Genomic DNA, 15,062 nt, shown 5'->3' with positions numbered 1-15,062 from the left:
TATGCGCCAACGGATTATCGACATTCGTACTTCGGCCGGTCCGCCTCGGCGGGCCCAGCGAAAGGTGGACATCGTGCAGCGGAACAGCAAGGCAGTGCTGATTGGCGGGCCGCGGACGCTCGACGGTGAGGTGGTCGAACTGGCGGACGGGTTCGACGTGAAGGTCCGTGTCCAGCACGCCGCCGGCCACGAGCACTTCACCCGCAGCGAGGAGAGCAGGCTGGTGGACGGGGAGCACCTGCCGGTGTTCACCTGGGCGTACCGGACGAAGATCGCGGAATGAGCCCTGCGGGGCTCACCCGCCTCACCCGTCGGCAGGCGTGTACACCACCAGGTGGCAGTCCCCGTGTTCGTCTGCGCCGAGCGTCACCCGCCGCAGCCGGACCGGGGTGCCGTCCTCGCGGCGGACCTCGACCACCGCGTCCGCGCCGTCGGCGATGCGTTGCCGGCGCCACAGTTCCCGGAACGTGAGGCTCGTGGTGCTCAGGTCGTGCACGAGTGCGGCCGCTCCTTCGTCGCCGGGAAAGCGGGCCGCCCGCGCGCGGAACTCGCCCAGCAGCAGTTCGGCCGTCTCCCGCCAGCGGTCGTGCCGTTCGGCGAACACCGGGTCCGTGAAGAAGTCGGTCAGGCGGTTGCGGTTCACCCGTACCCGCAGCACGTCACAGGCCTCGGTGTTCGCCGCCACGACGGTCCAGTGGCGGTCCAGCGCGTAGGCCGGGCCCAGTTGCCAGTCGTGTGTCAGCCGGGCGAGGGCCGGCGCCTGCCTGCCGGCCGGGACGGGGTGAGGCGGTGGGGTGCGGCCGGTCAGCCGGTACAGATGCGCGCGCTCGGCCGGGGTGAGTCTGAGTGCCTCGCTCACCGCGTCGAGCACCGCGTCGGAGACCTTGATGTCGCGGCCCTGTTCGAGCCACGTGTACCAGGACGCGCTGACTCCGGCCAGCGCTGCCACCTCTTCTCTGCGCAGTCCCGGCGTGCCGCGTCTGCCGGTGGACACCAGCCCGACATCTTCCGGTGAAAGGCGTGCCCTGCGTGAATGCAGGAACTCCCGGCGCATGGCCTTCTTCATCGGATTTTCGCGCAGGACCACCGGCATCCCCCGAGTCGACGTGGCCTATCTCCGGCCAGCTTATTGGTCGCCGCTCTACCTGGCCCGTGAGCGTTCAGCCCAGTCCCATATGATTAGCGTCACACTCTTTCTCAGGTGGACGGTAAAGGTTGTTCACGGTCCGTGATCGACCTGTTTTGACTGGTGGAGACGTTATGGATGATCTTTATGGTACTTTTGTGCTAACGCGATCAGAGTAATATGTTCGCGTTGGTGAATGATATATGTGCGCTCTGTGACGACTTCGGACGGATATTGATTTGCGTTCGTCCGTACGAGTGAAGGTGTTGTATCGCGCCTTTCGGCGTGTCTTCCTCGTCAATCCCGGGATTCGGCCCGCTCTTCCTGCGATGTTGCCGCGCGGTCGGCGCTCGTCCTACTTTCGAAGTATGAACCAGATGACTTCACGAACGCCGGCAGTGGCCGTCCGCAGACAGGAGTTACGCGATTTCCTGCGATCTTGCCGGGCCAGGCTCACTCCCTCCGACGTGGGGCTCGCGGTCGACGGCCGCCGCCGCACGCCGGGCCTGCGCCGTGAGGAGGTAGCCGTGCTGGCCAACGTCGGCCTGTCCTGGTACACGTGGCTCGAGCAGGGCAAGGACATCAACGTGTCCGAGCGCGTGCTCGACGCCGTGAGTCAGGCGCTCAGGTTGTCCCACGCGGAACGCGTGCATCTCTTCCACCTGGCCGGCCTGGCGCCGCCCACCAGCACCACCGAGTCGTCCGGCGACGACGTCGGAGGGCTGCGGGTGCTGGTCGACGGCTGGTCACCCAACCCCGCCTATCTGCTGGACCGCCACTGGAACATCGTCGCCGCCAACGCGGCGGCGCGGCGGGCGTTCAGTGTCGCCGCGTCGCACGAGAACTGCTTCCACGCGTTCTTCCTCGACCCCGGGATCGCCGAGTTCTACCCGCAGGAGGAGCGGCTGGCGCGTGAGCTCGTGGCGCAGTTGCGCGACCAGATCGCGCGGTACCCGGACGACCAGGGGCTGCAGCGGCTGGTGCTGGAGCTGTCCGCGTCCAGCGACCGCTTCGTGTCGTTGTGGCAGCTGCAGGAACTCGTCGAGACGCCGATGCGGTCGGTGTGGTTCCGCCATCCCCTCGCGGGCGTCCTCACCTTCGACCAGGTGGTGCTGACCCCGGCCGGCCGGCCCGACCACCGGCTCATGATCTACACCCCCGATCCCGCGACCGCCACGGCCGAGCGGCTGAGCTGGCTGGATCGTCTGGTGGTGCCAGTACCACGATAAGACGACACTGGTTGACTGCTCAACCGGTGAATAGGTTCGACACCGGGGTCATGCGTTGGCACTGGCGGCGCGCAACCAGGGGAGAAATCCGCTGGTACTGGTGTGTGTGCCGCCGCACCACCTCCCTCGATGACGCGGGCGCACGGTGGGTCCTCCGTCCGCGCGCAGACCTCCTCTGGCTCCGGCACGTCTTCCGACTGGCCGGCGCACGTAACTCTTCGGGGGAGAGGACGTAAGAAATGGTGTGGACCTCGCGTCGCCGGTCCGTCGGGCCGGCGACCGGATCCGCCGTGGCGGCGATCGGCCCCGCTTTCGTGGTGGCGGTGGCCTACGTGGATCCCGGCAACTTCGCGACCAACACCGCGGGCGGTGCCGCCTACGGCTACCTGCTGCTCTGGGTGATCGTGAGTGCCAGCGCGCTGGCGATGTTCGTGCAACACCAGTCGGCCAAGCTCGGCGTGGCGACCGGGCGGAACCTGGCCGAGCTCTGCCGGGAGCACTACCCGCGGCCGGTGAGCCGCCTGCTGTGGGTGCAGGCGGAACTGGTGGCGATGGCCACCGACCTGGCGGAGTTCGTCGGCGCGGCGGTGGCGCTGAACCTCCTGTTCGGCGTGCCGTTGCTGCACGGCGCGATCATCGCGGCGGTGGTGTCGGCCGGGCTGCTCGCCCTGGCGCCGTCGAGCCGCCGACGTTTCGAGACGGTGATCGGCGGGATGCTGGCGATCGTGCTGGCAGGTTTCCTGTACCAGGCGCTCGCGCTCGGGCCGTTGGACGGCCTGGCGGGCGGGCTGGTGCCGGGCTTCGCGGGGGTGGACAGCGTCCTGCTGGCCACCGGCATGCTCGGCGCGACGGTGATGCCGCACGTCATCTATCTGCACTCGGCGCTCACCCAGCACCTGCACTCGCCTGACGTCGCCGCGCAACGACGGCTGATGCGCGCGGCCAAGGCCGACATCGGTGTCGCTCTCGGCCTCGCGGCCCTGGTCAACGCCACCATGCTGGTGGTGGCCGCCGGCGCGCTGCACGGCACCGGAGTCGGCGAGTCGCTGGAGGAGGTGCACGCCGGGCTCGGCGTCACGCTCGGCGCGGGAGCGGCGCTGGCGTTCGCACTGGCGCTGCTGGCCTCCGGCCTGGCGGCGTCCAGCGTCGGCACCTACTCCGGTCAGGTGGTGATGGAGGGCTTCCTGCGCAGACGGATACCGCTGTGGCTGCGCAGGCTGCTCACCATGGCGCCGCCGCTGGCCGTGCTGGCGTTCGGCGTCGACCCGACGCGCGCCCTCGTGCTCAGCCAGGTCGTGCTGTCCTTCGGCATCCCGTTCGCGCTGGTCCCGCTGGTGTTGCTGGGCAGGCGGCGGGACGTGATGGGCGCACTGGTGAACAGCCGCGCGACGACGGCCGCCGGCGTGGTCGCGGCCCTGCTGGTGTCGGGGCTCAACGTCTTCCTCGTGGTCCGGGGACTCACCGCATGACAAGGGCGTACGAGATCACCAGGAGGACGGCAGTGGACTGGGCGGGAGGCTTCCCGAAGGTGCTGGACGGCAGCTTCGAGGCCTACCGGTGGGCGGTCGGGCACCGCGACGAGTTCACCTGTGCGGAGGCGGCGGCCGCACTGGGCCGCACCCTCGGCGAGTGCGAACGGATGATCGCGAACCTGCTCGCGCTCAGAATGGTCAGGCAAACGTGCGAGGGGCGGTACCTGCCGGTCGACCCCAGTGTCGCGATGAACACGATGTTACCGCTGGCGGAAGTGGAGGTGCTGGAGCGTCAGGCGGAGCTCTACCATTTCCGGGAGGAGCTGAGAAATGCCTCCGAACAATTCCGCGAAAACCGCTCCGGCTCGTCCGGGTGGGGCGTGGTGCAGGACGTCGTCGCGGTCAGGGCGCTGCTCAGGGAGGCGGCCACCAACGCCACCGTCGAGGTGCTGTCCATGCAGCCGGGAGGACCCCGCTCGACCCACGAGCTGCGCGAGGCGGAGGAGCGCGACCGGCGGATGCTGGCCAGGGGCGTGCGGATGCGGGTGCTCTACCAGCACACGGCCCGCTTCGACGCGAACACCCGCGAGCACGCCGCCAAGCTCGTCGGCGACGGCGCCGAGTTCCGCACCGCGGAGGCGCTGTTCGACCGGCTCATCATCTTCGACCGTGCCACGGCGTTCGTGCCTGCACCGGGGGAAGGGCCAGGCGCCGCGACGGTGGTGCGCGACCCCGCGCTGGTGAGCTTTCTGCACTCCTGCTTCGAGCACGCCTGGATCGGTGCCAAGGAGTTCGACACGCGGCGGGCGATGCCGGACGTGATCAGCGACGACCTCAAGGAGGAGATCGTCAAGATGCTGGTGGCCGGTGCGAAGGACGACGCCATCGCCCGCAGGCTGGGCCTGTCCGTGCGCACCTGCCGCAAGCACATCGGCCAGCTCATGCAGAGGTTCGGCGCGACGAGCAGGTTCCAGCTGGGCTACGCCGTGCGGGAGATGCAGCAGGACGACTCCTGACGAAAGACAAAGACCCGGACCCGGCAAATGGCGGGCCCGGGTCTTTGTCGTGCCCTCAGCCGGGGGGCACGTTTCCGGCTGAGGACGAAAAAGGCACTCCACAAGAGGAAGTGCAGCTTCATGTCGGGTGACATGGTGGAAGTCAGGTGGATTTCCCGTTTAGCCTCGGAATGACCGAAACGACGGAAGTTGGGGGCACAAAATGCTCGTTCGACGTGGTGGACATCTTCCCGTGCGCGACACCGGATGGGGTCGGCGGAGGTGATCGGCCGCCCCGGCAGCGCTGCCCTCACCGGCACGAACGAGGCGGACATCCGACCGAGGTGAGTCATGTGGTTCGAAGTGCTGGGCCCGCTCCGGGTCCACGACGGCGGTCACGAGGTGCGGCTCGGCGGCGCGCGCAGGTCCGCCGCCCTGGGCTGGTTGCTCCTGCACCGCAACGAGGTGGTCCCGGTGAGCAGGCTGATGGACGCGATCTGGCCGGCCGCAGCGCCGCGGACGGCCAGACAGGTCCTGCACAACGCGGTCTTCCGGCTGCGTGCCGCACTGGCGGGAGCACCCGGCCCGAACCCGCCACGGCTGTTGCGGCACGGTCCGGGCTACGTCCTGCACGTGGAGGAGGACCGGGTGGACCTCGCCCGCTTCCGCGCTCTGTCCGAGCGGGGCAGGGCGGAGCTGGCGGCGGGGCGGTGGGAACAGGCGTCGGACACCCTGCGTGCGGCGCTGGACCAGTGGCGCGGACCGGCGCTGGCCGACCTCGTCGAGCACGGCTACGCCTGGCCGGAGATCAGGGCACTGGACAACGCCCGGACCGCCGCCGTCGAGCTCCGCGTCGAGGCGGACCTGGCGGCACGCCGCTACCGGGACGTCATCGGCGACCTGGAGGCGCTGGTCGAGGCGGAACCGCTGCGCGAGAGGACGTGCGGCAACCTCATGCTCGCGCTGTACCGGAGCGGGCGGCAGGCAGACGCACTGGCCGTCTACCGGCGCACCCGCGCGGTCCTCGCCGGCGAGCTGGGCACCGAGCCCGGTCCCCGGCTGCGGGAGTTGGAGCGGGCGATCCTCACCCACCAGCTCGAAGCCGGCGACGGGCTCGAACTGCCCGGCGCTCGTGGGCGGCGCTGAGGAGCCCAATGGCCGTCTCACGTCACCGGGCGGGGTCGAACTCGGCGAACGAGCCGTAGCGGCCGCGGTGGAACACGAGCGGTTCCGCGGCAGGCTCGCCGATCTCCAGTGAGAGGACCCTGGCGACGACGATCACGTGGTCGCCGCCGGGGTGCTCCGCCTCCACCTCGCACCCGATGCTCGCGACCACGTCCGTCAGCCTCGGCCCGGACGGCGCCGGCGTCCACCGCACGCCCGCGAAGCGGTCCACGCCGCGCGCGGCGAACTGCCTGCTCAGGTGCTCATGGCCGCGGTCGAGGACGTTCACCCGGAACGCGCCCGCCGCCTGGACGGCCGGCCACGTGGACGAGCCGCGCTTGACGCAGAACAGCACCAGCGCGGGATCCAGCGACACGGACGTGAACGAGTTGCACGCCATGCCCACCGGACCCCCGAGCGGATCGGTCGCGGTGATCACCACGACCCCGGTCGGCAGATGCCCCAGCGTCTGCCGGAAACGCGTGGCGTCGATCGTCCCCACGTTCGTTCCCCCGTTCTTCTAGTGCGGTCGTGGGAAACGTTAATACCACCTTCGCCCCGGCGGCTGTGACCGTGACACCAAATGTTCGCGGTGAATTTGGTCCCTGGGCGCACCGGCGCTCACTCGGCGGTGTCTGCGCTGCTCAGCGGGGTGAATCCGTAGTTCTGGCAAGAAGTTCTCGACAACTCCTCGTCCGTCCACGGACGCGTTATCCGTGGATTAGTGACGTGTTATCGCGACTGCACAGAATAGGGGTCGGATATGGCAGGGAGACCCGCCCGTCCGGACCCAGAACGGGGGACACATGAGCGCACCGATCACCCGGACCGACGCCATCGCGGTCGTCGGCGCGGCCTGTCGCCTGCCCGGCGCGGACGACCCTGCCGGATTCTGGCGGTTGCTGGCAGAGGGCCGCAGTGCGGTGACCGAGGTCGAGCCCGGACGCTGGGCGGGAGTGGTGCCCGGCACCGACCGGTTCGACGCGGAGTTCTTCGGCATTCCCGGCAGGGCGGCCACCGTGCTGGATCCACAGCAGCGGCTGGTGCTGGAGCTGAGCTGGGAGGCCGTGGAACGGGCAGGTGTCCCGCCCACCGCGTTGCACGGCACGGCGACCGGCGTGTTCGTCGGCGCGATGGCCGACGACTACGCGCTGCTCGCCGCTCGCGGCGGCATCGGCGCGATCACCCGGCACACGCTGCCAGGACTCAACCGGGGCATGCTCGCCAACCGCGTGTCCCACCTGCTCGGCCTGCACGGCCCCAGCCTCACCGTCGACTCCGGGCAGTCCTCGTCGCTGGTCGCCGTGCATCTGGCGTGCGAGAGCCTGCGCAGGGGCGAGTCCGAACTGGCACTGGTGGCCGGCGTGAACCTCAACCTCGCACCGGACAGCACGGTCCGCGTCGAACGGCTGGGCGCGTTGTCCCCGGACGGCCGCAGCTACACCTTCGACGCCCGCGCCAACGGCTACGTGCGCGGTGAAGGCGGCGTGGCCCTGGTGCTCAAACCACTCGCGGCGGCCGAGGCTGACGGCGACCGGGTGCTGGGCGTGCTGCTGGGCAGCGCGGTGAACAGCGACGGCGCGACCGACGGGCTCACCACCCCGGACGCGCGGGGCCAGGCGGCCGTGATCACCGCGGCGCACCGCAGGGCGGGCGTGGACCCGGCCGACGTCGGTTACGTGGAGCTGCACGGCACCGGCACGAGGGTCGGCGACCCGGTCGAGGCGGCCGCGCTGGGCGCTGTGTTCGGGCGGGACGCCTCCCGCCCGCTCGCCGTCGGGTCGGTGAAGACCAACACCGGCCACCTGGAGGGCGCGGCGGGCATCACCGGCCTGCTCAAGGTGCTGCTGTCGCTGGCGAACGGCGGCTTGCCGCCGAGTCTCAACTTCGAGCGGGCGAACCCGGACGTGCCGCTGGACGAGCTCGGACTGACCGTCCAGCGCGAGTACCGGGAGCTGCCCGGTCACACTGTCGCGGGCGTGTCCGCGTTCGGCATGGGAGGCACGAACTGCCACGTCGTGGTGGCGAGCCCGCCGCGCACCCCGTCGCTGTCGCGCCTTCACCGCCGCCCGACCGCGGCGGCCTGGCCGCTCTCGGCGGCTTCACCGGCCGCGCTGCGCGGCCAGGCCGCGCGGCTGCACGACCACGTCGCCGCGGACGAGTACCTGCCGCCGCACGACGTCGCGCTGTCACTCGCGGTGGACCGCGTGCATTTCGGCCACCGAGCCGTCGTGGTCGGCGACGACCGGCAGGCGCTGCTCGACGGGCTCGCGGCGGTGCGCGACGGTGGTCAGGCGGCGGGGGTGGTGCGAGGCTCGCGCCGGGACGTCACCGGCGGCACCGTGTTCGTCTTCCCCGGCCAGGGCACCCAGTGGCCGGGCATGGCACGCAGCCTGCTCGCCGACGAACCGGTGTTCGCCGCCTCGCTCGTCGACTGCGCGGACGCGCTGGCCAGGCACGTGGACTGGTCGCTGTTCGACGTGCTGAGGGAACGGCCGGGCGCGCCATCGCTCGACCGGGTGGACGTGGTCCAGCCGGTGCTGTTCGCGGTCATGGTGTCGCTGGCCGCGCTGTGGCGCTCGGCAGGCGTGCGGCCGGACGCGGTGATCGGCCACTCGCAGGGCGAGATCGCCGCGGCGTATGTCTCGGGCGCGCTGTCCCTGGCCGACGCGGCTGCTGTGGTGGCGTTGCGCAGCAAGGCGCTCACCGGCATCAGCCGGGTGGGCGGCATGGCGTCCGTGCCGTTGCCGGCGGCCGTGGTGCTGGACCGGATCGAGGGTGAGCCGCTCGCCGTGGCCGCGGTCAACGGGCCGTCGTCCACCGTGGTCTCCGGCGACCGGGACGCACTCGAGCGCGTGGTCGAGGCCTTCCGCGAGGACGGCGTCAACGCCAGGACGGTGCCCGTGGACTACGCCTCGCACTGCGACCACGTGGAGGAGATCCGGGACGAGCTGCTGGCGGTGCTGGCCGGCATCCGGCCGCGCGCGAGCGAGCTGCCGTTCTACTCGGCGGTGACCGCCGAACCGTTCGACACCACCGGACTGACCGCCGAGTACTGGTACCGGAACCTGCGGGGCACCGTCGACTTCCAGGGCGCGGTGAACCGGGCCGTCGACGCGGGACATCGGACGTTCGTCGAGGTCAGCGCCCACCCCGTGGTGGGGGTGGGCATCGAGGCGTTGCTCGCCGAACGCGGCGTGGACGGCTTCGTCACCGGCACCCTGCGCCGCGACCACGGCGGCCGGGCCGCGTTCCTGACTTCGCTGGGGCGCGTGCACGCGAGCGGCGTCGAGGTGGACTGGCGCGCGACCGTGCCCGTGGACGCCCGCCGGGTCGAACTGCCGACCTACGCGTTCGACCGGCGGCGGTACTGGCTCGGCGCGGTGGCCGAGCCGGTCGCGCCAGACGGTGAGCAGGCAGGAGTCGAGCAGGCCGGCGTCGTGGAGCAGGCCGACGTGCCGGAACCCGGCCGAGCCGATCTCGAAACGTTGGTGCGGCAGACGGCCGCCGTCGTGCTCGGCACCACCGCGCCCGGCGGGATCGACCTCGGCCGGTCCTTCCACGACCTCGGCTTCGACTCGGCGGGCGTGGTCGAGTTCCGCGACCTGCTCGGCGAGGCACTCGGACGGCGACTGCCCGCCACTCTGACGTTCGAACGCCCGACGCCCGGCGCCGTCCTCCGTCACCTCGCCGGTGACGACTCCGCACCCGCGGCGGCCCCCGCCGTGCCGGTCGCCGAGGGCGAACCGATCGCGATCGTGGCGGTGAGCGGCCGGTGGCCGGGCGAGGCGCGCACGCCCGACGCGTTGTGGCGGCTCGCACTGGACGGTGTCGACGCCATCGGGCCGTTCCCGGACAACCGCGGCTGGGACGTGGAAGCGCTGTACGACCCGGACGGCGCTCCCGGCACCACCTACACCCGCCACGGCGGCTTCCTGTACGACGCCGACCTGTTCGACGGCGACTTCTTCGGCGTACCACCGCGCGAGGCCCGCGTCATGGACCCGCAGCAACGCCTGCTGCTGGAGTCGTCCTGGGAACTGCTGGAGAACGCGGGCATCGAGCCGGGATCGTTGCGCGGCAGCCGGACCGGGGTGTTCGTCGGCCTCACGCCCCAGGACTACGGGCCGCCGCTGCACCGCACGCCCAGCGGCCACGAGGGGCACGCGCTGACCGGTGGCACGGCGAGCGTCGCCTCCGGCAGGCTGTCCTACGTCTACGGCCTGGAGGGTCCATCGCTCAGCGTGGACACCGCGTGCTCGTCGTCGCTGGTGTCGGTGCACCTGGCGGTGCGGTCGCTGCGCGGAGGCGAATGCGACCTGGCGATGGCGGGCGGGGTGGCGGTGATGTCGTCACCCGGCATGTTCACCGAGTTCAGCCGCCAGCGCGGGCTGGCGGCGGACGGCCGGTGCAAGCCGTTCTCCGACCGGGCCGACGGCACGGCGTGGGCCGAGGGCGCCGGTCTCGTGCTGCTCGCCCGGCTGTCCGACGCGCGTCGGCTCGGCCTGCCGGTGCTGGCGCTGGTCCGCGGCACCGCGATCAACTCCGACGGCGCGTCCAACGGACTGACCGCGCCCAGCGGGCCCGCGCAGGAACGGGTGATCAGCGCCGCCCTGGCCGACGCGGGCCTGCGTCCGTCCGATGTGGACGCTGTGGAGGCGCACGGCACCGGCACCGCACTCGGTGACCCGGTCGAGGCACGGGCGCTGATCAAGGCCTACGGCGACCGGCCGGCCGACCGGCCGTTGCTGCTGGGTTCGGTGAAGTCGAACATCGGCCACACCCAGGCCGCCGCCGGCGTGACCGGCGTGATCAAGATGGTGCGCGCGCTGAGCGAGGGCGTCCTGCCCGCGACCCTGCACCTCGACGCGCCGTCCCGGCACGTGGACTGGTCGGAAAGCCCGGTGGAGCTGCTGACCGGCACCAGGACCTGGCCGGAGGTGGGCAGGCCGCGCCGGGCGGGCGTGTCGTCGTTCGGGATCAGCGGGACGAACGCGCACGTGGTGCTGGAACAGGCGCCGGACGCGACCGATCCGGCAGGAGAGCGCGCCCAGGTGGTGCCGCTGGTGCTGTCGGGCCGCACGGACGACGCGGTGCGCGAACTGGCCGCCCGCCTGGCGGATCACGTCGGTGCCCGTCATCCGGCCGACGTGGGCCTGAGCCTGGCGTCGCGGGCGATGTTCGACCGGCGCGCGGTGGTGGCCGGCCGGACCTCGGACGACCTGGTCGCCCGGCTGCGCGAACTCGCGGCGGGCGGTCAGGTCGGCGCGGCGACCCCCGCGGGGCTCGCGTTCCTGTTCTCCGGGCAGGGCGGGCAGCGCGTCGGCATGGGTTCCGGGCTGAGCGCGGCGTTCCCGGTGTTCGCCTCGGCCTTCGACGAGGCCCTGGCCGCGGTCGACGCCGCGCTGGAGGGGCACGTCGAGCGCCCGCTGCGCGAGGTGGTCGCGGACGACGCCGAACGGCTCGACCGCACCCTCTACGCCCAGGGCGCGCTGTTCGCCTTCCAGACCGCGCTGTTCCGGCTGTTCGACTCGTGGGGCGTGGCTCCGGAGGTGATGGTCGGGCACTCGGTGGGGGAGATCGCCGCCGCGCACGTGGCGGGCGTGATGTCGCTGGAGGACGCGGGACGGCTGGTGGCGGCTCGCGGCCGGTTGATGGACCGGTTGCCGGAGGGCGGGGCGATGGCCGCCGTGGAGGCCACCGAGGACGAGATTCTGCCGCTGCTGGGCGAGATGCTGGCGGTGGCGGCGGTGAACGGTCCGTCGTCGGTGGTCGTCTCGGGGCAGGAGCGGCGCGTCCGCGACCTCGCCGGGCACTTCCAGGGCGCGGGACGCCGGGTCAAGCGGCTGCGGGTGAGCCATGCGTTCCACTCGCCGCTGATGGACCCGATGCTGGCGGAGTTCCGTGAGATCGTCACCGGAATCCCTTACGCGGCACCGAGAATCCCGATCGTGTCCACTGTGACCGGTGAGCTCGCGACGTCCTTCGACGCCGACTACTGGGTGCGGCACGTGCGCGACACGGTCCGCTTCCACGCCGCAGTGTCCACTATGGACGTAGGCCGGTTCCTGGAGATCGGGCCGGACGGTGCGCTGACCGCCCAGGTGCGGCGGATCTCCGAGGACGCCGCCGTCGTGCCGGCCTCGCGGGCGGACCAGGACGAGGCGGTGGCCGCGGCCCGCGCGCTCGGCGAACTGTGGACCGCGGGTGTCGACTTCGACCCGGCGGCGGTGTTCGGCACGGGCGCGGCGCGCGTCGTGCTGCCGACCTACCCGTTCCAGCGCCGCCGGCACTGGCTGGACGCGGACCCCGGCACGCCCGCCGACGGGCATCCGTTGCTCGAAAGGACCGCGGAGCTGGCAGGTGGCGGCGCGGTGCTCACCGGCCGGCTGTCCCTCGCCACGCATCCCTGGCTCGCTGACCACGCCGTGCTCGGTGGCCCGCTGCTGCCCGGCACCGCGTTCCTCGACCTCGCACTGCGCGCCGCGGCCGACACAGGGTGCGCGGCGGTCGAGGAGCTGACCCTGCTGCGCCCACTGGTGCTGCCAGAGGACGGATCGGTGCGGATCCAGGTCGAAGCCGGTGAGCGGGACGCCGACGGCAGGCGTCCGGTGGCCGTGCACGTCCGCGCGGCCGACGGCGAGTGGGTCCGGCACGCCGAGGGCCTGCTCACGCCGGACCCGGTGCCGGCGCCCGCCTGGACCGACGTGCCGCCCGGCGCCGAACGACTCGACGTCGACGCGCTGTACGAGGACCTGACGGCACGCGGCTATGACTACGGCCCCGCGTTCCGCGCGCTGCGCGCGGCCTGGCGGCACGGCGACGAGCTTTTCGCCGAGGTGGCCCTGCCCGACGGCGTACCGGAAGGGTTCGCGCTGCACCCCGTCCTGCTCGACGCGCTGCTGCACCCGCTGGTGGGCGTCGGTGAGGGCGTGGCGCTGCCGTTCTCGTGGTCGGGGGCCGGGGTGGTGGGTGCGGTGGGCTCGGTGCTGCGCGCCAGGCTGACGCCGTCGCCGGACGGGGTGGCGTTGCTGGTCGCGGACGACCGTGGCCAGCTGGTGGCGTCCGCGAGGTCGCTGCGCCTGGTGCCGGTGACCGCGGACCAGGTCGCCAACGACCGGGTCCGCCCGCACGCCGTGACCTGGACGCCGGTGCCCGCGGCAGGCGCGGTGCCGTTCGAACTGGTCCGGCTCGGAGACCCGGTGCCGCCCGGCCGGTCGGTGCTGGTGCTCGACACCCGCGGCGCGAGGGTGGGAGGCGATGGCCTGCCTGCCGGGACGCGGGGTGTGGTCGGCAGTGGTGGTTCGCGCGCTGTGGCCGGTGGTGAGATGCCCGCCGAGACGCGACGCTTGCTGAGTGCGGTGGTCGGTGCGCTGCGGGCCGCGGCCGTGCACGATCGTCCGGTCGCGGTGCTGACCGGCGGCGCGGTGGCGACCGCGCCGGGCGAGGACGTGGCGGACCTGGCTGCGTCCGCGCTGTGGGGCCTGGTGCGCGCGGTGCAGGCCGAGGAGCCCGGCCGGGTCGTGCTGGTGGACGTGGACGACCACGGCGACCGGCATGTGGCGGCCGCGCTCGCCTCCGGTGAGGCCCAGGTGGCCGTGCGCCGCGGTGCCGTGCTCACGCCCCGTCTGGCCAGGGCGACCACGGGTGCGCCAGGACGGCCGCTCGACCGGGACGGCACGGTCCTCATCACCGGTGGCACCGGCACGCTCGGCGCGCTCACCGCCCGGCACCTGGTGACCCGGCACGGCGTGCGGCACCTGCTGCTCACCAGCCGCCGCGGGCCGGACGCGCCGGGAGCGGCCGCGCTGGTCGCCGAACTGGCGGAGCTGGGTGCCGAGGCCCAGGTGGTCGCCTGCGACGCGGGTGATCCGGACGACCTGGCCGCCCTGCTGGCGGGTGTTCCGGAAGCGCATCCGCTGACCGCTGTCGTGCACACCGCGGGCGTACTGGCCGACGCCACCTTCGACCGCCTGACCGATGCCGACGCCGACGCGGTGCTGCGGCCGAAAGCCGACGCCGCCTGGCACCTGCACCGGATGACCCGCGACGCCGACCTGGCCGCGTTCGTGCTGTTCTCCTCGGTGGTCGGGGTGCTCGGCAACCAGGGGCAGTCCGCCTACGCGGCGGCCAACGCGTTCCTGGACGCCCTGGCGCACCATCGGACGGCGCTCGGCCTGCCGGCGACCTCACTGGCGTGGGGCCTGTGGGACGAGGCGGGTGGGATGGCGGGCGCGGTGTCGGCCGCAGACGTCGCCCGGCTAGGCCGGCGGGGAGTCGCGGGCCTGTCCACCGCGCACGGACTGGCGATGCTCGACTACGCCCTCGACACCCCGGGACCGCTGCTCGTGACCGCCCGGCTGAACGCCGCCGGGTGGACCGCCGAAACCGGGTCGCCGCTGCTGGGTGGCCTGGCGAGGCCCGCACCCCGTCCGGCGGCCCCCGCGGGCGCGACACTGGCCGACGAACTGGCAGGGCGTTCGGCGCAGGAGCGGCGGGCGCTGTTGCTGGACCTGGTGTGCCGCACCGCGGCGAGCGTGCTCGGACACGACGATCCCGGCGCGATCCGCACGGACGCCGGTTTCCTGGACGACGGGTTCGACTCGCTGACCGCGCTGGAGTTGCGCACGCGGCTCGCCACGGCGGCGGGCACGCGGCTGTCCACGACGCTCGTGTTCGACCACCCGACCCCGGAAGCGGTGGCCGCGCACCTGGACGAGTTGCTGGCGGAAGAGCGGCCCGAGACCGGCGTGCACCGGATCGACGCCGCCGTGGACGCCGTGCTGGCCGATCCCGCCACCGACCCGGCGGACGTCGTCGCCCGGCTGACCGACCTGTTGCGGCGCCTCGACCCGGAGTCCACGGCCGTCGCCGAGCTGGCCGGGGCCTCCGACGACGAGCTGTTCGCTTTGATCGACCAGGAACTGCAGGCGCCGTGATGGTGTGCGGGTCCGCCGGTCGGGGGACTGCGGGAGCCGTGATGGCGTGCGGGTCCGCCGGCCGGAGACCTGCGCCATGACGGCATGTGGCACCGCCGGCAGGGAGCGGCACGCGCTCCCTGCCGGCGGACCCACGC

General features: G+C 72.5%; 8 protein-coding genes. 6 read left to right on the top strand and 2 right to left on the bottom strand.

All coding sequences use genetic code 11. The features are described 5' to 3' along the window. Positions 1-73: 73 nt before the first annotated feature. Entirely contained in the window at positions 74-283 is a 210-nt protein-coding gene (locus tag B0F77_RS32120) for a DUF5988 family protein (RefSeq protein ID WP_143466997.1), read from the top strand. Between the two features lie 21 nt (positions 284-304). Here B0F77_RS32120 and B0F77_RS32115 read toward each other — a convergent pair whose 3' ends face one another. Continuing rightward, complete coding sequence (locus B0F77_RS32115; RefSeq protein ID WP_086666770.1) at positions 305-1,093, bottom strand: helix-turn-helix transcriptional regulator; 789 nt, start codon at positions 1,091-1,093, stop codon at positions 305-307. Between the two features lie 362 nt (positions 1,094-1,455). Between B0F77_RS32115 and B0F77_RS32110 the strand changes: the two genes are divergently transcribed. From B0F77_RS32110 to B0F77_RS32095, 4 genes are all read left to right on the top strand, one after another. After that, positions 1,456-2,355, top strand: a complete 900-nt coding sequence (locus B0F77_RS32110) for an MmyB family transcriptional regulator (RefSeq protein WP_086666769.1) — start codon at positions 1,456-1,458, stop codon at positions 2,353-2,355. Positions 2,356-2,594: 239 nt separating this feature from the next. Further along, positions 2,595-3,824, top strand: coding sequence for an Nramp family divalent metal transporter (locus tag B0F77_RS32105; RefSeq protein WP_086666768.1), 1,230 nt, complete (start codon positions 2,595-2,597; stop codon positions 3,822-3,824). Further along, entirely contained in the window at positions 3,821-4,843 is a 1,023-nt protein-coding gene (locus B0F77_RS32100) for a helix-turn-helix transcriptional regulator (RefSeq protein WP_086666767.1), read from the top strand. Before B0F77_RS32105 ends, B0F77_RS32100 begins: the two co-directional genes overlap by 4 nt. A 330-nt stretch (positions 4,844-5,173) precedes the next feature. Beyond that, positions 5,174-5,968, top strand: coding sequence for an AfsR/SARP family transcriptional regulator (locus tag B0F77_RS32095; protein ID WP_086666766.1), 795 nt, complete (start codon positions 5,174-5,176; stop codon positions 5,966-5,968). Positions 5,969-5,990: 22 nt separating this feature from the next. Here the strand turns inward: B0F77_RS32095 and B0F77_RS32090 are convergent, their stop codons facing one another. Next, the gene (locus tag B0F77_RS32090; protein ID WP_086666765.1) at positions 5,991-6,488 is read right to left on the bottom strand and encodes a flavin reductase family protein; all 498 of its coding nucleotides are present in this window, start codon (positions 6,486-6,488) and stop codon (positions 5,991-5,993) included. 304 nt (positions 6,489-6,792) lie between these two features. Between B0F77_RS32090 and B0F77_RS32085 the strand changes: the two genes are divergently transcribed. Then, the gene (locus B0F77_RS32085) at positions 6,793-14,925 is read left to right on the top strand and encodes a type I polyketide synthase (protein WP_086666764.1); all 8,133 of its coding nucleotides are present in this window, start codon (positions 6,793-6,795) and stop codon (positions 14,923-14,925) included. Positions 14,926-15,062: the final 137 nt, after the last annotated feature.

Source organism: Lentzea kentuckyensis (assembly GCF_002150765.1).
GTDB classification, from domain to species: domain Bacteria; phylum Actinomycetota; class Actinomycetes; order Mycobacteriales; family Pseudonocardiaceae; genus Lentzea; species Lentzea kentuckyensis.
Note: the sequence above shows the minus strand (reverse complement) of the source record. Positions and strands in the feature narration are given on the sequence as shown.

Coding starts and splice junctions, on each gene's coding strand:
- B0F77_RS32095 (WP_086666766.1), top strand. CDS start 5,174: ATGTGGTTCGAAGTGCTGGGCCCGCTCCGGGTCCACGACGGCGGTCAC.
- B0F77_RS32115 (WP_086666770.1), bottom strand. CDS start 1,093: ATGCCGGTGGTCCTGCGCGAAAATCCGATGAAGAAGGCCATGCGCCGG.
- B0F77_RS32085 (WP_086666764.1), top strand. CDS start 6,793: ATGAGCGCACCGATCACCCGGACCGACGCCATCGCGGTCGTCGGCGCG.
- B0F77_RS32100 (WP_086666767.1), top strand. CDS start 3,821: ATGACAAGGGCGTACGAGATCACCAGGAGGACGGCAGTGGACTGGGCG.
- B0F77_RS32110 (WP_086666769.1), top strand. CDS start 1,456: ATGTTGCCGCGCGGTCGGCGCTCGTCCTACTTTCGAAGTATGAACCAG.
- B0F77_RS32105 (WP_086666768.1), top strand. CDS start 2,595: ATGGTGTGGACCTCGCGTCGCCGGTCCGTCGGGCCGGCGACCGGATCC.